This window comes from Campylobacter sp. LMG 17559 (assembly GCF_024723605.1).
Classification (GTDB): Bacteria; Campylobacterota; Campylobacteria; order Campylobacterales; family Campylobacteraceae; genus Campylobacter_D.
This window is the reverse complement of sequence record NZ_JANQCZ010000004.1, coordinates 1-14,775: the sequence shown is the minus strand read 5'-3', so window position 1 is coordinate 14,775 and position 14,775 is coordinate 1. Positions and strand designations below refer to the sequence as shown.

Annotated in this window: 14 protein-coding genes; 9 read left to right on the top strand and 5 right to left on the bottom strand. The window is 29.9% G+C overall.

Going from position 1 to position 14,775, the window contains the following annotated elements; all coding sequences use genetic code 11:
• The 5 genes from CAMP5082_RS02705 to ccoG all read right to left on the bottom strand — a co-directional run bounded on the left by CAMP5082_RS02705 (nucleotide 1) and on the right by ccoG (nucleotide 7,734).
• Nucleotides 1–1,443: a TolC family protein gene (locus tag CAMP5082_RS02705; RefSeq protein WP_337205844.1), complete on the bottom strand. Its 1,443-nt coding sequence runs from the start codon at nucleotides 1,441–1,443 to the stop codon at nucleotides 1–3.
• Nucleotides 1,436–4,558: an efflux RND transporter permease subunit gene (locus CAMP5082_RS02700; RefSeq protein WP_337205843.1), complete on the bottom strand. Its 3,123-nt coding sequence runs from the start codon at nucleotides 4,556–4,558 to the stop codon at nucleotides 1,436–1,438. The genes CAMP5082_RS02705 and CAMP5082_RS02700 overlap by 8 nt, the downstream gene beginning before the upstream one ends.
• The gene (locus CAMP5082_RS02695; RefSeq protein WP_337205842.1) at nucleotides 4,558–5,655 is read right to left on the bottom strand and encodes an efflux RND transporter periplasmic adaptor subunit; all 1,098 of its coding nucleotides are present in this window, start codon (nucleotides 5,653–5,655) and stop codon (nucleotides 4,558–4,560) included. The genes CAMP5082_RS02700 and CAMP5082_RS02695 overlap by 1 nt, the downstream gene beginning before the upstream one ends.
• Before the next feature lie 83 nt (nucleotides 5,656–5,738).
• Entirely contained in the window at nucleotides 5,739–6,362 is a 624-nt protein-coding gene (locus tag CAMP5082_RS02690; protein ID WP_337205841.1) for a TetR/AcrR family transcriptional regulator, read from the bottom strand.
• 1 nt (nucleotide 6,363) lies between these two features.
• Nucleotides 6,364–7,734 (bottom strand): cytochrome c oxidase accessory protein CcoG, encoded by a 1,371-nt coding sequence (ccoG, locus tag CAMP5082_RS02685; protein WP_337205840.1) that lies wholly within the window; start codon nucleotides 7,732–7,734, stop codon nucleotides 6,364–6,366.
• Nucleotides 7,735–7,918: 184 nt separating this feature from the next.
• On the opposite strand from ccoG, the gene rpsU reads away from it, so the two are divergent.
• From rpsU to CAMP5082_RS02640, 9 genes are all read left to right on the top strand, one after another.
• Nucleotides 7,919–8,131 (top strand): 30S ribosomal protein S21, encoded by a 213-nt coding sequence (gene rpsU, locus CAMP5082_RS02680; RefSeq protein ID WP_002780697.1) that lies wholly within the window; start codon nucleotides 7,919–7,921, stop codon nucleotides 8,129–8,131.
• 41 nt (nucleotides 8,132–8,172) lie between these two features.
• Nucleotides 8,173–8,778, top strand: coding sequence for a LysE family transporter (locus CAMP5082_RS02675; protein ID WP_337205839.1), 606 nt, complete (start codon nucleotides 8,173–8,175; stop codon nucleotides 8,776–8,778).
• A 72-nt stretch (nucleotides 8,779–8,850) separates the two neighbouring features.
• A complete protein-coding gene (locus CAMP5082_RS02670; RefSeq protein ID WP_263702378.1) occupies nucleotides 8,851–9,468 on the top strand; it encodes a UPF0323 family lipoprotein in 618 nt (205 codons plus the stop codon).
• A 9-nt stretch (nucleotides 9,469–9,477) separates the two neighbouring features.
• Nucleotides 9,478–10,650: a glutathionylspermidine synthase family protein gene (locus CAMP5082_RS02665; protein ID WP_263677924.1), complete on the top strand. Its 1,173-nt coding sequence runs from the start codon at nucleotides 9,478–9,480 to the stop codon at nucleotides 10,648–10,650.
• Nucleotides 10,650–11,582, top strand: a complete 933-nt coding sequence (locus tag CAMP5082_RS02660; protein WP_337205838.1) for a D-2-hydroxyacid dehydrogenase — start codon at nucleotides 10,650–10,652, stop codon at nucleotides 11,580–11,582. Before CAMP5082_RS02665 ends, CAMP5082_RS02660 begins: the two co-directional genes overlap by 1 nt.
• On the top strand, nucleotides 11,572–12,063 hold the full coding sequence (locus tag CAMP5082_RS02655) for a YajQ family cyclic di-GMP-binding protein (RefSeq protein WP_337205837.1): 492 nt from the start codon (nucleotides 11,572–11,574) through the stop codon (nucleotides 12,061–12,063). Before CAMP5082_RS02660 ends, CAMP5082_RS02655 begins: the two co-directional genes overlap by 11 nt.
• The gene (locus tag CAMP5082_RS02650) at nucleotides 12,060–12,539 is read left to right on the top strand and encodes a hypothetical protein (protein ID WP_337205836.1); all 480 of its coding nucleotides are present in this window, start codon (nucleotides 12,060–12,062) and stop codon (nucleotides 12,537–12,539) included. Before CAMP5082_RS02655 ends, CAMP5082_RS02650 begins: the two co-directional genes overlap by 4 nt.
• Nucleotides 12,540–12,547: 8 nt before the next feature.
• A complete protein-coding gene (locus CAMP5082_RS02645; RefSeq protein WP_337205835.1) occupies nucleotides 12,548–14,260 on the top strand; it encodes an ATP-binding protein in 1,713 nt (570 codons plus the stop codon).
• A 63-nt stretch (nucleotides 14,261–14,323) separates the two neighbouring features.
• Nucleotides 14,324–14,743, top strand: coding sequence for a PepSY-like domain-containing protein (locus CAMP5082_RS02640; RefSeq protein WP_263679336.1), 420 nt, complete (start codon nucleotides 14,324–14,326; stop codon nucleotides 14,741–14,743).
• Nucleotides 14,744–14,775: the final 32 nt, after the last annotated feature.

The following is a 14,775-nucleotide window of genomic DNA, read 5'->3' as shown; positions in this document are numbered from 1 at the left end:
TTAGTTGTTATAAAAGTTTTCCTTTAAGTTTTCTTCCATAGCTTTGATGTTTTCTTTTGATTCTTCTTTAGCGTTAAATCCTCCACCAAAAGCTTTCATAACATCTACGATAGAATTTGCAAGCTCATAAGATGAGTTAGTATAAGAAAGTTTAGCATTTAGGTAATTTCTTTGATCTTGTAAAAAATCAGCCAAGTTAATCACACCATTTTCATATCTTAAGGTAGAAATTTCATAAATTTTACTTTGAGCTAGAAATAAATTTTTATAATTTTGCTCATTTTCATAATAGCTTTGGCGGTTAAATAAAGCAAGTCTTATTTCCCCAAAGGCTGTTTTTAAGGTGTTTTCATATTGTAAAAATGCTTCATCTTTGGTAAGTTTTGCAATATTAACATTATTCATAATCTCACCCCAATGAAAAATCGGCATTGCAAAATTTCCAGCTACATTCCAAGTATTGCTTCCATGTTTGACTAAAAGATCTAAATCATTACTTTGAAAGCCCAAAAGTCCTGTTAAAGAAAGGTTTGGTAAAAATGCAGTTCTAGCTACTCCAACAAGATAGTTTTTTTCTTCTAAAGTTTTTAAACTTGCTTGCACATCAGGTCTTTGAAGTAAAATTTTACTGCCAATGCCCTCAGGTATGCTAAGCTCGTATTGTCCTATTTTTTTATACTCTATGCTATTATAAAGTATATCATCAATATCATTTGAAGTTAAGATTTTTAAAGCTTTAGTATTAGCTTCTTTTTGAATTTTAGCATTTGTGAGTAAAACTCTTGAATTTTCAAGCTCAGCTTTAAATTTGTTAAGCTCATACTCACTAATCACTCCAAGTTTAAAATGCTCTAATTTTAACTCATAAGTTTTTTGATAACTTTGGGTTGTTTCTTCTAAAATTTTTACTTGCTCGCTTAAGCTTGCTAGATTAAAATAAGTTTTTACTACATTAGAAATTAAGCTTAATCTCGCACTTTCATAGTCAAACTCACTAGCTTGTAATTTTGCTTTTGAAGCACCATAAGTATCTCTGTATTTGCCCCATAAATCTACTTCATAGCTTAAATTTAAACCCATGTTAAAATCATTACCATAGACAAATTCATTACTTTTGTTGCTTGGAGCATTAATGCTAGTTTTTCCTCTTGCTCCACTAGCACTTCCATCAAGCTTAGGAAGCAAATCACTTCTTGCTATACCTAAAGTTTCATAAGCTTTTTGTAAATTCATATATGCAATTTGCAAGTCGTTATTGTTTTTTAAAGCTTGATCGACTAAGGTGTTTAAATAATTATCATTAAAAGCTTTCCACCATTGTTTATTAATGCTAATGTTTTGATCTAAACTTTTAGTGTAATTTACATCTTTGATTTCTAAATTTGGTTTTAAACTACAAGCTGTTATTAAAAAACAACTTGCAAAAATTATTAATTTACGCATTGATTTTACCTCTTTTTTTATCAAGCCATTTATTAAAACTTTCTAGTAAATAGAAAAATAAAGGTACAAAGAAAATGGCTATAGTAGAAGCTGCTATCATACCCCCTATGACACCCGTACCTATTGCATGACGACTTGCGCTTCCTGCTCCATAAGCAAAGTATAAAGGTAAAATACCACAAATAAATGCTAATGAAGTCATTACAATAGGTCTAAATCTTAATTTTGCCGCACTAATAGAAGCTTCAAAAATACTCTTTCCTTTTTTAAGATGCTCTTCCATAGCAAACTCAACAATCAAAATGGCGTTTTTAGCTGAAAGACCTATTAAAAGTAAAAGTCCTGTTTGAAAATATATATCATTTTCTAAGCCTCTAAGCCATACAAGAAGTAAAGAACCAAATACCGCAAAAGGTACAGCAGTGATTACTGCTAAAGGCATGAGCCATCTTTCATACTGTGCTGCTAAGATTAAAAATACAAATAAAAGTCCTAGCACAAAAGCTACTTGACCTGCGCCACTACTTGTAACTTCTTGATAAGCTGAACCTGCCCAGGCAATAGAATAATCCTCTCCCAAAGTTTCTTTAGCAACTTGAGCAATAGCATCAATTGCTTGTCCTGAAGTATAACCAGGAGCAGGATCGCCTTGCACTAGTGCTGATGGGAACATATTAAAGCGTTTTACATCATCAGGTCCAACCCCTCTATGAAGTGTTAAAACGCTATCTAGGGCTACCATAGAACCATCTTTTGCTCTAACAAAGATATTTTTTAAGGCATTTTGAGTATTTCTAAAATCTCCAATGGCACTAATATTTACACGATAATTTTTTCCAAGCATAGAAAAATCATTTACATAATAAGTCCCTATAGTGGCATTTAGCGTGTTAAATATATCTGCTAAATTTAAACCATAAAGTTTTACTTTATCACGATCAATTTCTAATTTTAATTGTGGGAAATTAGTATCAAGCGTTGTTCTTACGTTGTTAAGTTCAGGACGTTTGTTTGCTGCTTCAACTAATTTATTTACATCCGCTTGAATTTCATCATAGTTTTTACCACCACGATTTTGTGCATACATTTCAAAACCACCAGTTAAACTTAAACCTTGGATTGGCGGTGGATTAACAAAAAAAGTTTGGAAATTTGGATTTAAAAAGTATTGTTTGTTATAAGATCCAACTAAGTCAAAACTACTGGTATCTCTATCATTCCAATCTTTTAAATTCACAAACATTGCACCGGCATTTTCTTTTAAAGAGCCTGTGAAAAGATCATAACCTATAAGACCTACAACATCTGTCACATTTTCATTTTTAAGAATTTCTTCTGCCATAGCATCCATTGATTGAGTAGTTCTATTAAGAGAAGATGCTGCAGGTAAATTTACAACCGATAAAAAGCTTCCTTGATCTTCAGGTGGAACAAGTGAGTTTGGTACTAATTTAAATAATCCATATAAACCACCTATTAAAAGAAAAAATATCATAACAAAACGTACAGTTCTTTTAAGTATATAAGCTACACCAGCTCCAAAAACTTCAGTAGACCAATCAAAAATATCATTAAATTTTTTCACAAAATAAAATGGCTCACCCTCGTTTCTTTTCAAAAAAATCGCACATAAAGATGGGGTTAGTGTTAAGGCTACAAAACCTGAGATTGCAACTGAAATTGCAAGGGTTATAGCAAATTGTTTTTGAATTTCTCCCACAAAGCCAGATATAAATGAAACAGGTATAAATACTGCACAAAGCACAAGAACGATAGATACAACAGGTGCGGCAACTTCATCCATGGCTTTAATAGCTGCTTCTTTTATGCTTATATTTGGATCTTCATGCATGATTCTATCGATATTTTCAACCACGATAATTGCATCATCAACAACAATACCAATGGCCAAAACTAAAGCAAAAAGCGTAAGTAGGTTAATGCTAAAGCCTAAGACATATAATCCTGCAAAAGTTCCTAAAATAGAAACAGGTACAGCAATCATAGGTATAATGGTTGAGCGGAAATTTTTTAAGAATAAATACATTACAATCACAACTAAAATAAGTGCTTCAAAAAAAGTTTTTACCACTTCTTTAATAGAAGCTTTAATAAACAAAGTTGTATCATAAGGCACTTTATAGGCTAAGCCCTCAGGAAAACTTTTAGAAAGTTCTTCAAATTTTTTCTGTACTAATTCAGCTGTGCTTACTGCATTTGCTCCAGTTTGTAAGAAAATCAAAATAGGAGTAGCATCATTTCCATTTAATCTACCATTAAAAAGATATTCTCTTGAACCTAAAGAAACTTCAGCCACATCTTTAAGTCTTAAAAAAGAACCATCACTATTTGCTCTTATGATAATATCTTCAAATTCTTTGGTATTTTTTAACCTTCCTTGCATGGTTACTGAATACACATAAGGAGATTTTTCTACTACAGGCTCTTGACCTATCTTACCAGTAGCATATTGAGCATTTTGCTCACTAACTGCAGCAATAACATCCGTTGTAGTAACTTGGTATTTGTTTAATAAATCAGGATTAAGCCAAATTCTCATAGAATAATTTCTTGAGCCAATAGCCACAGCCTTACCCACACCAGGAACCCTAGCAAGATCATCTAAGATATTTAATGCAGCATAATTATATACTTCAAGTGAATCCATAGAACCATCAGGGGAATATAAAGTAGCAACCTCTAAAATGCTTGAACCAGTTTTTCTTACGCTAACACCGGTTTTTTTAACATCTTCAGGTAGCTTTGCCATAGCAGCTGAAATTCTATTATTAACATCAACTGTTGCTTGGTCAGGATCTGTACCTATGTTAAAATACACACTTAAACTCATATCACCTGAAGAGCTTGAAGTTGAATCCATATAAATCATATTTTCAACCCCATTGATTGCATCTTCAAGAGGAATAGCCACTGTTTGAGCCACTGTTTGAGCATCGGCTCCTGAGTAAGTAGCTTCTACTTCTACAACGGGTGGAGTTAGAGAAGGGTATTGTTCTACAGGTAAAGAATAAAGCCCTATAATCCCTGCTAAAGAAATGATAATAGCTACAACAGAAGCAAATACAGGTCTTTCTATAAAAAATTTAGAAAACATTATTTATTCTCCATTACGCTAACACTTGCACCAGGACGGATTTTTTTGAAGTTATTTAAAATCACTTTATCGCCATTTTTTAAGCCCTTGTCAATGATTGCTTTATCAGAAGTTTGATAAATAACATTAACAATAGTTTTAACTACTTTTCCATCTACTAAGGTATAAACATAAGTAGCACTATCATCTTGTAAAAGTGCAACTTGAGGAATTTCAAAACCATCTTTTTGAACAAAGCCTTCAACATGAACATTTGCAAAAGAACCAGGCATTAAACTTGAGTTGTTATTGTCAAAAATAGCCTTTGCTTTTACCCCACCACTATGGGTGTCTATAACACTATCTATAAAATATAATTTTCCATTAAAAAGCTCTCCGCCAACATTAGCTTGCACTTGGATATTTTCTAATTGCCAGTTGCCACTTTGAATATTTTTATTCATATTGATTTTATCTACATCAGAAATATAAAAGTCTGCAAAGATAGGGTTAATGTTTGTAATACGCACAAGCTCAGTTGATGAAGCATTTACATAATCGCCCACATCCATTAGCGCATCTCCCAAAACCCCATCAAATGGAGCGCTTACTACGGTGTATTTTAAATCTAATCTTGCATTAGTAAGCTTTGCTCTAGCGCTTTCTAAATTAGCTTTAGTAGAATTAAATTTAGCCAAACTTGCATCAAATTCTTTTTGTGAAATAGCATTTTTTTCTATTAAAATTTGATCTCTTTTGAAATTTTTTTCAGCATCATCAAAACTAGCTCTTGCGACTAAAGCTTCTCCATAAGCCATATTTACACTTGCTTGGTATTTATCAGGCTCTATAAGAAAAAGTTTATCTCCTTTTTTAACAGCTTGGCCACTTTTGAAATATTTTGCTTTGATTTCACCGCTTACTTTAGGCTTGATCACCACATCTAATTCAGTGCTTAATCTTGCAGGATAAGTAAATTCTAAAGGCAAATTAGCACTTTGCATAGTCATAATGCTAACAGGTTGGGGAGGAAGTTGTTTAACTTGTGCATTCTTATCATCTGAGCATGCTACAAATATAAGCGAAGCACAAGCTAGAGTTAAAAGTTTTGCTTTCATTTGTTTTCCTTAAAATATTTTTAATTAAAAGTGTAATTAATATTACAAAAATTATTTAAGTTGGAAATACTATCTTATTTTAGTTAATCAAAGTTAATAAGTCCTTGTATAAATAACTTTACTATTTTTTGAGCGTAATCTTCTTGTGTTTTCTTGTCCATTAAAACTTGATTTTTAAAGATACTTTGTATAAAAAATATACCTCTTAGCATTGCACAAAAGGTTGTGCTTAAGAATTTACAATTTTTTGAAATATTGGGATTTTGGTCTTGTTTAAATCTTTTTTGAAGTATATATTCCACTTCTCTTTCATTTTCTTCTTCAAACCATCCACTAATATTTGTTTTATCGTTATATACTTGAGAAAAAATTAATCTTGACACCGCTAATGTTTTTTTATTATTAAAAATTTCAAGATAAATTAAAGCAAATTCAAAAAGAAAAGTTTCTAAATTTGAATCTTGTATATTTTCCATACGTTTTAGAGTAAAAACAAAATGTTCTTCTGTAAAATCATCTAAAATCGATCTGAATAAACCTTCTTTGCTTTTAAAATGCTCATACACACAAGAAAAAGATCCACCAGCTTGCTTGATAATATCTTTAAGATTAGTTGCTTCATAGCCGTTTTTTAAAAATGACTCTGTAGCAATTTGTTTGATTTTTTCAAGCCTTGCTTGAGATTTTGAAGAAATTTTTTTCTTCATACTATTTTTTACTTTCTAAAATGGTATTTTTTGGATATACAAAATTACTTTCTCTTGTGATTATGATGTTTTTATCATCAAGCGCATAAGCTTTGATAGTTAAAGGTATTACGGTATCTTTTCTATCATTATCAGCTAGTTTTTTAGTAGCTTTTAAAACAACTATTTGTTTATCTTTTTCACCAGCTTTTAATTTAAAAGGTTTTTTTGGTCTAATGATTTCTAAACCATCTTCAATGCCTTGTAATTTCACATCAAAATAATACTCATGAGTTTTATTGTCTGTGTTTTGAAATAAAAATACATAAGCATTGCTAATGATTAATTCTCCATCATGGGCTTTTCTAATTTGGTAAAGCTCACTAGAACGATTAATATTTAAAAGCATATTTTCCTTTTTACTTCCCATTAAAACTAAGGCTGCAAAAACACCACATAAAACCACTAAATATCCGATAGTTCTAAATCTAAAATATTTTACTTTTTCTCTTGTTTCAATGGCTTTTGCACTAGTCCAGTTAATCAAACTAGGGCGATCAAATTTGGCTTGAATTTTTGAACAAGCATCAGCACATTCAAGACAGTTAATACACTCAAGTTGCATTCCTTGGCGTATATCTATATGTGTAGGACAAATTTTTACACAGGCTTCACAACCTATACATTCACCTTGTGGTGGTTTTTGATAAAGTTTGGTATGTCCATCATAAATCACACCCCCTCTTTTATCATCATAGATAACTTGAACGGTGTTATTATCAAACATTACAGATTGAATTCTTGCATAAGGACATACATAAACACAAAATTTTTCACCCAAATACACTATATCAAAAGTAAAGGCCAAAGAGGCACAAAATAAAATCCCTAAAAGCAATAAATGATCAGCAGGGTTTTGAATATATACAAAAAAATCTTCAGGTGGCACAAAATACCATAAAAAAGCACTCATCATTAATAGAGAAAAAAGATAAAAAATCACAATACTTAAAACTTTTTGAACAAAAAATCCCTCAGCTTGTTTTTGTTTGTTTGCTGTGCTTTTGTGAATTTTAAAGATTTTTGTTTGTAATAAATCTCTATAAATAACTCTAGCAATAGTTTGAGGACAACTCCATGCACACCAAATTCTTCCTGCTAAGGTGGTAACAAAAAGTATAGTTAAAAACATACCCATGATAACAAAAGGCATTAAATAAAGCTCTTGGGTATCAAAAGCAATAAAAAACAAATTAAGTTTTTTATGGTCAAAACTTAATAAAAAGAAATGATTTCCATTGATTTTTACAAAAGGTAATGCTATGAAAATAATCATAGAAACAATATAAGCTATATACCTTTTTTTAGTATAGTTGGTGATACAAGCACTCATTTTTATTTTCCTTAAAAAAGTTTTTTTAATTGTAGTACTAGAAAAATTAAACCAAACTTTGTCTTAATTAAGAATTTATGTTTAATTTTTATTTATGTAATTATTACAAAAATAAATTTTATTTTCAAGTGAAATTGTGATATAATCCTTTTTTTAATTTTATTTAAGAAAGGTGGTGAGGGTCGTGCCAGGAATCAAGGTACATCCTAATGAGTCTTTTGATGAAGCGTATAGAAAATTCAAAAAACAAGTAGATAGAAATCTAGTTGTTACTGAAGTTCGCGCAAGAAGATTTTTTGAGCCTATGACTGAAATTCGCAAAAAACAAAAAATTTCAGCTCGCAAAAAAATGCTTAAAAGACTTTATATGCTTAGACGCTACGAGTCAAGACTCTAATACCAAAAAGCCGAATTTTCGGCTTTTCTTCGATTATTTTTATGTTTCTTTGGATTTTAATCATTCATTTTTTTGGACTTATTTTACCAGGACCTGATTTTTTCTTAGTAAGTTCTTATGCCTTAAGAGAGGGTATTAAAAGTGCTTTAAAAGCTAGCTTGGGTGTGAGTTTGGCCATGAGTGTGTGGATTATACTTTCTATACTTGGTTTGAGTGTGATTTTTCATCAATTTCCATTTTTGCAAATTGCTTTATCAAGTTTTGGAGCTTGCTATCTTTTGTATTTAGCCTATGGGATTTATAAAAATGCAAAAATAGGTAATATAAAAGTCCAAAAGACTCATATATCTGCATTTTTAAGTGGGATGATTACAAATTTATCTAATCCAAAAGTTATTTTTTATTTTGCTAGCGTTTTTGCAAGTTTTGATTTTGCCCAAATGCGGTGGATGTTGATAGTTTTAATTTTTGTTTTGATTTTAGAAACCATAATTTACTTTTCTTTGATTTCTTTATTATTTTCAAAACCTTTCATGGTAAGAATTTATCAAAAGAATTTAAAACTTATTGATTATTTAAGTGCTTTTATATTTTTTGCTTTTGCTGTATTTATTTTAAGTAGTAATTTAATGATTATGATAAATTAAAGCAATTAATTTTTATTAATACTTTTTTTGTTAAAATCTTATTAAGTTAAACTTATAAATTTAGGAAAGATTATGAAACATATAAAAACTATACTTAAGCTTAGTATGATAAGCGGTATTGCTGCTATAAGTGGCGGTGCTTTAAGTGCGTGTAGCAACAATACAAATGATTCTAATAATGCATTAAGCCAAGCAGCAAATACTCAAGGTGCTTTTGTTATCATTGAAGAAACCGCTCCAAATCAATACAAAATCAAAGATCAATTTCCAAGTGATGAAACTAGGGTGGTTTTAAAACAACTTGATGGAACTGAAAGAGTTTTAAGTAAAGAAGAAATGGATAAATTAATCCAAGAAGAGGCTGCTAAAATAGACAATGGTACCTCAAATTTAACAAATCCAAATAACGCTCAAATGAGTAGCGGAGGACTTTCTTTAGGCGAAACATTGCTTGCAAGTGCAGCTGGTGCTATACTTGGTAGTTGGATAGGTTCAAAGCTTTTTAATAATCAAAATTTTGCAAATCAACAAAGAGGAGCATTTTCAAATCAAAGTGCTTATCAAAGAAGTGTAAATAGCTTTAATAAAGCAAGTACAAGTGCTACTTCAAGCTCAAGTGCGAAAAAATCAGGCTTTTTTGGTGGTGGCTCTAAGGCTACCTCAAGTTCTTCTAACTCTTTTGGATCTTAAGGGTAAAAAATGAATTTTTTAAAAGTAAATCCTTTAGAAAAATCTTACTTAGAACAAATAGGTTTTTCATGGCATACAGATAATGATGGAAGTGATTATTTAGATTCTAACTTAGTTTGCGTGAGGGAAAATGAAGCAAATGCATATTATGAAGCAGTGAACGAGCTTTATGATATGTTTGTAGCTGCTGCGCAAGAAGTGATTGATAATGATCGTTTTGATGAGCTTGGAATTCCTTTTAATTTGGTTGATGCGATTAAGATGAGTTGGGAAAATGATGTGCATTGGCATTTATATGGTAGGTTTGACTTAGCAGGTGGGCTTGATGGTAAGCCTATAAAACTAATAGAATTTAATGCTGATACTCCAACATCTTTATTTGAAAGTGCTATTTTACAATGGGCTATTTTAAAGCAAAACAACCTAGATGAAAGCTCGCAATTTAATAATATATATGAAGCCTTAAAAGATAATTTTAAAAGACTTATCACTTTAGAAGAAGATGTAAGTGAGTTTGAAAAATATTATGAAGGTTGGAAGATATTATTTTCTTCAATTGCAGGAAGTGATGAGGATATGATTACAACCAAACTTTTAGCACATATTGCTAGTGAAGCAGGTTTTGAGAGTGAATTTTCTTACATAGATGAGGTTGAATTTTCGCCTGAAGGTATTTTTAAAAATGATGTAAATTTTGAGTATTTTTTCAAACTCATTCCTTGGGAGAGTATAGCCATAGAAGAGGGTGAGCTTGCTATGCTTTTAACGCAAATCATGCAAAATCAAAAAGCAATCATTTTAAATCCTGCTTATACTTTACTTTTTCAAAGTAAAGGTATAATGAAAATTTTATGGGAGCTTTATCCAAATCATCCTTTATTGCTTGAAACAAGTGATCAACCTTTAGTGGGTAAAAAATGTGTTAAAAAACCTGTTTTTGGTAGAGAAGGAGCCAATGTTTCTATTATAGAAGCTAATGGAGATGTAAGTTTTGAAACAAAGGGAGATTATCAAAATAATCGCTTTGTATATCAAGAATTTGCTGAGTTTAACAAAAATGAAAATGATTATTATCAAGCAGGAGTTTTCTTTGCTTATGAGGGTTGTGGGTTAGGTTTTAGAAAAGGTGGATTAGTACTTGATAATTATTCTAAATTTGTAGGACATATAGTAAAAGATTAATGAAAATAGTGTGTTTAGATGCTGCTACCTTAGGTGGAGCGGATTTAACGGCTTTTGAAAGTTTTGGCGAGTTTGTAAGTTATGATTTAACTTCTAAAGATGAGGTTATTGCAAGAATAGCTAATGCACAAGTTGTGATGATAAATAAAATCATCATTGACAAAAAAGTGATAGACAACACTAATCTAAAACTTATTTTACAACTTGGTACAGGGGTAAATAATATAGATGTAGCTTATGCAAATTCTAAAGGTATAGTGGTAAAAAATGTAGCTAGTTATTCTACAAAAAGTGTTTTAAGCCATACCTTTGCCTTGCTTTTTGCTTTTTTAAATCAAATTCCATATTATGATAAATGGAGCAAAGAGGGTAAATGGTGTGAGAGTGAAATGTTTTGTGATTTTAGCAAGACTTTGCATACTTTAACTGGTAAAAAACATGGCATTATAGGACTTGGAGCTATAGGTAAAGAAGTGGCTAAGGTTTCTCAAATGTTTGGTTCTAAAATTTGTTATTATTCTACCTCAGGGACTAATAATAATGATGAATATGAAAAAGTAAGCCTTGAAGAGCTTTTAAAAACTTGTGATGTAATTAGCATCCACGCACCTTTAAATGATAAGACAAAAAATTTATTAAGTAAAAAAGAACTAATGCTTTTAAAAGATGATGCTATTTTGATTAATGTAGGACGCGGTGGAATCATCAACGAAGCAGATTTAGCTCAAGTTATGAATGAGAAAAACATCAAAGCAGGGCTTGATGTGCTTGAAATAGAACCTATGATTAAAAATCATCCTTTACTTGGTATAAAAAATAAAGAAAATTTAATCATCACTCCACATGTTGCATGGGCAAGTGAAGAATCTATACAAAATTTAGTCCAAATTGTATTTAATAATCTTAAGGAGTTTATAGAAAATGGCAAGTGAACATAGTTTTGATATTAGTGGGGAAATTGATAAGCAAGAGTTAAAAAATGCTTTAGAGCAAGCTAAAAAAGAGCTTGATAGCAGATATGATTTAAAAGGTATTAAAAGTGAAATAGAGTTAAATGAAAAAGAAAGTGTTTATAAATTTATTTGCTCTAGCGAAGCAAAGCTTGAAGTGCTAAAAGATATTGTTATTTCAAAGCTTATTAAAAGAGGGATAAACCCTAATGGTATTAAAGAGTTAAGCAGGGAAAGTGGAGTAAATTTTAGACTAAATTTAAAAGTTAATGACGCTATTGATACTGATAGTGCTAAGAAGATTAATAAAGCTATAAAAGATAGCAAGCTAAAGGTAACTTCAAGCATTAGAGGTAATGAAATTCGCGTAGTTGGTAAGCAAATTGATGATTTACAAAGCGTGATGAAAATAGTAAAAGAACTCAATTTAGAACTTAATCTTAGTTTTAAAAACCTTAAATGAAAACTTTACTTCAAATAGTTTTTTTGTGTTTTGTGTGTGTTTTTTTAAGCTCTTGTGCTTTAAAAAGCAAAACACAAGCACAAAGTACTTATGTTATTTTAAAAACCCCAGAGTTTAAATTTGCTGATTATGGTTTTTTATATGAGGGAAAAAATTTTACAAGTTTAGAGCTTTATAGTGCTTCTAAAGCCTTACTTGAATTAAAAATTAGCGATAAAATTTGTGTTAATGGCATATGCTATGCAAAAACTTTTTTTAATAAAAGATTTTTTAATAATGAATATTATGATGATTTTTTGCAAGATCTAATCTATAAAAAACCTATTTTTTATGGAAAAAATAAACAAACTACTTCTTGTGGTTTTACTCAAAAGATTGTAAGTAAAAATTATGATATTTTTTATGAGGTTTGTGATAAAAATATGAGTTTTAATGATAAAAAATCCAAAATCAAATTTAGCATAAAGTCAATATAAAGGAAAATATGAAAGATTTAAAACTTTTTCTTAATGATACTTTTAAAAGCAATATTTATAAAAACTTACAATGCAGTGAAGATGAAATTTTAATTTTAAAGCATTTATGCAAAAATTATTTGCAGGCAAATGCAAGTATTAATGCTTATAATCTTCTTAGCGAAGTTTTTAAAAATGATGAGTATGAGTATTTAGATCATTTAAAAGATCTTAAAAATCTTATAGAAAAAGGTTTTATTGTTCAAATTTTTTCTGATTTTAAAGCAAGTAAAAACTCAAGCTTGCTTTTAAATTTGCTACAATGTGAGTTAAGTTTAAGTGAAGTTTTCTTGCAAGTCTTAGAAAATAAAACCATACAAGATTATATGCAAGATCAAATTTATGAAGATCATATTGCATATTTAAAAGATGAATTTTTTAAAATCGAGCTTTATCAAAGATTGCGTTTTTTTGCTAAAAGCTCTCAAAGCAAGAATATTAAAAAAGATATAGCTATATTTGAAGCATACATTAAAGAGCGTTTAAAGAAAAGTAAAATTTCTAATGTTTTAGCAGAGATTTTTAAAGAATATGCTTTAAATGATAAAGAATGCTTGATATTTATTAGTTTGTTAAAAGAAGAGTATTTGCTAAATACTGAAAATTCTTATAGTAGAGATTTTAATTTTTTGCTTCATTTAATTAGCGAGGATGAGGCTCAAAAACAAGAAAACAAAGCTTTATTGGAAGAAGATTCTAAGCTACTTAGTTCAAATCTTTTAGAATATGATGAATTTGTTAATTCTTTGGGTGATATAACTAAGATTTTTTATTTAAGTGATGATATTTTACAAAGAATTATTAATTTTAAAGAACCAAAGAAGAATAAAAAAATTAAACTTCAAAATTTGGTTAAAGAGCAAGATATTTTTGAGCTAATCGAGCCAAATACCAATATAGATGATGTTATTATGCCCCAAAGCACTAAAGATTTATTAGAAAGCATATTAAAACAACAAGATAAAAAGGTTTTAGAAAGATTAAATAAATGGGGTATAAAAACTAATAAAAATATAGAAGCTAAGATAATTTTCTATGGCCCTGCTGGTACGGGTAAGACTATGAGTGCGCTAAGTATGGCAAAAGCTATGAAAAAATCCATTTTGAGTTTTGATTGCTCGAAAATTTTAAGTAAATATGTGGGCGAGAGTGAACAAAATGTAAGAAAGATTTTTGATACTTATAAAGAGCTTTGTCAAACAAGTAAGCAAAGCCCTATTTTACTTTTAAATGAGGCGGATCAGTTTTTAAGTACTAGAGTAGAAAGCAGTGGCGGTGCTGATAAAATGCATAATCAAATGCAAAATATTTTTTTGGAACAAATCGAGCGCTTTAGTGGAGTTATCATAGCAACAACTAACTTTTTAGAAAGTTTAGATGTGGCTTTTTCAAGAAGATTTGAGTATAAAATAGAATTTAAAAAGCCAAATTATGAACAACGCTTAATGATATGGCAAAAAGCTTTACCTAAAAATGCTAAATTTGAAGGTAGTTTTGATTTAAAAAAATTAGCCTCATATGAATTAAGTGGAGCTCAAATTGTAATGGTGGTTAAAAATACGGCTTTAAAAGCGGCTATTTCTAAAGATGGTGTTTTTAAAATGAGTGATTTTTTACACACCATAGAAAAAGAAATAGAATCTTCATTTGACAAAAATAAGATAGTTGGCTTTAAAAATTAAAATTCACACAAATTTCACAAGCAAATAATATCATTCTTTCAACTTTTATTTAAAGGAGAAAAAATGAAAATGAAATTAATGTTGGCTAGTTTGGTTTGTGCAAGTTCTATGTTTGCAGATATGATTGTTAGTCCAAGTGCTTTACCTCAAAAGGCTCAAGAGTTTTTAAACACTCATTTTAAAGGTGTAAATGTAGGTTATGTAAAACAAGACGTGGATTCTTACGAAGTAAATTTGGTTGATGGAACAGAAATTGACTTTATCATTAATGGAGACTGGAAAGAAGTTGATGGTAAATACAAAGGCATTCCAACAGGATTTATCCCAAAAGAAGTAATAACTAAAGTACAAGCAGCGCAACCAAATGCAGCTATTGTAGAAGTAGATAAAAGAATAAATGGCTATAAATTTAGAACAAATAATATGATGGAAATTTATACAGATTTTAAAGGCAATATTTTAGGTCAAAAATTTGATGATTAATTCACTTAAATCCTTCATTGACTAAACCCATT

Bases quoted from the DNA above. Each gene is read 5' to 3' on its own strand.
- CAMP5082_RS02700 (WP_337205843.1), bottom strand. From the start codon at position 4,558: ATGTTTTCTAAATTTTTTATAGAAAGACCTGTATTTGCTTCTGTTGTA.
- CAMP5082_RS02705 (WP_337205844.1), bottom strand. From the start codon at position 1,443: ATGCGTAAATTAATAATTTTTGCAAGTTGTTTTTTAATAACAGCTTGT.
- CAMP5082_RS02660 (WP_337205838.1), top strand. From the start codon at position 10,650: ATGAAAATAGTGTGTTTAGATGCTGCTACCTTAGGTGGAGCGGATTTA.
- CAMP5082_RS02645 (WP_337205835.1), top strand. From the start codon at position 12,548: ATGAAAGATTTAAAACTTTTTCTTAATGATACTTTTAAAAGCAATATT.
- CAMP5082_RS02670 (WP_263702378.1), top strand. From the start codon at position 8,851: ATGAAACATATAAAAACTATACTTAAGCTTAGTATGATAAGCGGTATT.
- CAMP5082_RS02650 (WP_337205836.1), top strand. From the start codon at position 12,060: ATGAAAACTTTACTTCAAATAGTTTTTTTGTGTTTTGTGTGTGTTTTT.
- CAMP5082_RS02640 (WP_263679336.1), top strand. From the start codon at position 14,324: ATGAAAATGAAATTAATGTTGGCTAGTTTGGTTTGTGCAAGTTCTATG.
- CAMP5082_RS02655 (WP_337205837.1), top strand. From the start codon at position 11,572: ATGGCAAGTGAACATAGTTTTGATATTAGTGGGGAAATTGATAAGCAA.
- CAMP5082_RS02695 (WP_337205842.1), bottom strand. From the start codon at position 5,655: ATGAAAGCAAAACTTTTAACTCTAGCTTGTGCTTCGCTTATATTTGTA.
- ccoG (WP_337205840.1), bottom strand. From the start codon at position 7,734: ATGAGTGCTTGTATCACCAACTATACTAAAAAAAGGTATATAGCTTAT.
- CAMP5082_RS02665 (WP_263677924.1), top strand. From the start codon at position 9,478: ATGAATTTTTTAAAAGTAAATCCTTTAGAAAAATCTTACTTAGAACAA.
- CAMP5082_RS02690 (WP_337205841.1), bottom strand. From the start codon at position 6,362: ATGAAGAAAAAAATTTCTTCAAAATCTCAAGCAAGGCTTGAAAAAATC.
- CAMP5082_RS02675 (WP_337205839.1), top strand. From the start codon at position 8,173: ATGTTTCTTTGGATTTTAATCATTCATTTTTTTGGACTTATTTTACCA.